The organism is Sphingomonas sp., assembly GCF_040398505.1.
Lineage (GTDB): Bacteria > Pseudomonadota > Alphaproteobacteria > Sphingomonadales > Sphingomonadaceae > Sphingomonas.
On record NZ_JBBATX010000197.1, the window covers coordinates 1 to 1,697 of the forward strand.

Below are 1,697 nucleotides of genomic sequence, written 5' to 3' on the forward strand. Positions count from 1 at the left end.
GCGGATGCTTCCGGCATTGCCCGCGCGCCCGTGATCCGGTCCATTACGTACTGAAAATTTCTCCCTTGAAGGGCGAAAACGGCTCCCCTATATTAGAGACACGCGGTTCGTGTTCCCCCCTTTCGCGGGCCGCTGGCATCCTTTTAGGGTGCCTCCTCCCTGAACCTTGGCCACCGCGTGCTTTGCACGCGGTGGTTTTTTTTGGGTTACTCGGCGGCGACCGCAAGCGTGGCGGTCGCCTCATCGGCGAGCGCATCGATCATGCCGCGGAGCAGCGCTGCGGTCGCGGCAAGGCCGTCGCCGGGGCCGTCCCCAACGGGATCCAGATAGAGGCTGCGGTCGAACTCGATCTGCACCGCATGTACGCCGCTCGCTGGCTGCGCATGGGTGTCGAGGATGTGGCCGCCGGCATAGGGCGTGTTGAGCGCGACGGTATATCCCGCGGCCGCCACGACGGCTTCGATCGCCGCGACGAAACGCCCGTTCGCGCTGCGCCCGAAACGGTCGCCGATGACGACGCGCGGCTTGCCCGGCCCGAGCGACGGCATCGAATGCAGATCGAGCAACACCGCCGCCCCGAACCGCGCCTGCGCCGCCGCCAATTCCGCCGCCAGCGCCGCATGATAGGGCCGGTGGTCCTCACGGATGCGCGCCGCGACATCATAGGCGTCGAGCCGCCGCCGCCACAATTCGCCCGCGCCCGCCACGCGCCGCGGCACCAGCCCGAGCCCGCCGCGCACCTTGGCCGAGGTCTGCGGCGGCGCAGTCCATACGGCGCCCTCATCGATCGCGGGGTCGCGCTCAAGCTCGGAGCGGTTGAGATCGATCCAGGCGCGCGCGCGCCGCTGGATCAGCATCGTTTCGCAACCGCGGGCGGCCAGCGCCACCGCATCGATGTGGCGGTCCTCCAAAATGGTGACCGCCGCCATCGGGACGCGCAGCGCAGCACGCAACGCCATGGGGTATTCCCGCCCGGCATGCGGTACCGAAAGAATCACCGGACTGGCCGGAACAATGTCTCCGGAACGGTCGAAAGAAGGGGACGAAGCGTGCATGATCTGTACATGCTATCACACGTCGCGCAATGACCCGGCGAGAAAATCTTAAGGGCTTTGCGCTTACAGGCTGAAGATCGGCACACGCCGCGGGGCAGGGTTGGGACATGATACGGATTTTGCTTGCCGAGGATGACCGCGTGATGCGCGAATACCTCACCCGCGCGCTGGAACGATCGGGCTATGCGGTGTCGGCGGTGGACCGCGGCACGGCCGCGATCCCGCTGCTCGAAACCGAGCATTTCGACTTGCTGCTGACCGATATCGTGATGCCCGAGATGGACGGCATCGAACTCGCGCAGAAAGCGAGCGAGATGGTGCCCGAACTGCGCGTCATGTTCATCACCGGCTTCGCCGCCGTCACGCTCAAGGCAGGCAAGACGATGCCGCAAGCGCGCGTCTTGTCCAAGCCGTTCCACCTGCGCGATCTCGTGCTCGAGGTCGATCGCATGTTTGAACGGGAGCGGATAAGCGACAATATCTGAACCCGCACGTGCGGCAGCGCTTGCGTGGCGGCAAGGCCTTCGTTAAAGGCCGCCCCTCGCCCTGAACCGTAACGGCGACGTGGGCGTGTAGCTCAGTGGTAGAGCACTGTGTTGACATCGCAGGGGTCGCAAGTTCAATCCTTGCCACGCCCACCAT

General features: G+C 65.6%; 2 protein-coding genes and 1 tRNA gene. 2 read left to right on the top strand and 1 reads right to left on the bottom strand.

Annotated elements, in window-relative coordinates; genetic code table 11:
• Positions 1 to 206 precede the first annotated feature (206 nt).
• Complete coding sequence (locus ABWP09_RS14330) at positions 207 to 1,055, bottom strand: N-formylglutamate amidohydrolase (RefSeq protein WP_353205793.1); 849 nt, start codon at positions 1,053 to 1,055, stop codon at positions 207 to 209.
• 107 nt (positions 1,056 to 1,162) lie between these two features.
• On the opposite strand from ABWP09_RS14330, the gene cpdR reads away from it, so the two are divergent.
• A complete protein-coding gene (cpdR, locus tag ABWP09_RS14335) occupies positions 1,163 to 1,540 on the top strand; it encodes a cell cycle two-component system response regulator CpdR (protein WP_353205794.1) in 378 nt (125 codons plus the stop codon).
• An 81-nt stretch (positions 1,541 to 1,621) separates the two neighbouring features.
• Positions 1,622 to 1,696, top strand: a tRNA-Val gene (locus ABWP09_RS14340).
• Position 1,697 lies beyond the last annotated feature (1 nt).

Excerpts from the sequence above, each read along its gene's own strand:
- ABWP09_RS14330 (WP_353205793.1), bottom strand. The coding sequence starts at position 1,055 with ATGCACGCTTCGTCCCCTTCTTTCGACCGTTCCGGAGACATTGTTCCG.
- cpdR (WP_353205794.1), top strand. The coding sequence starts at position 1,163 with ATGATACGGATTTTGCTTGCCGAGGATGACCGCGTGATGCGCGAATAC.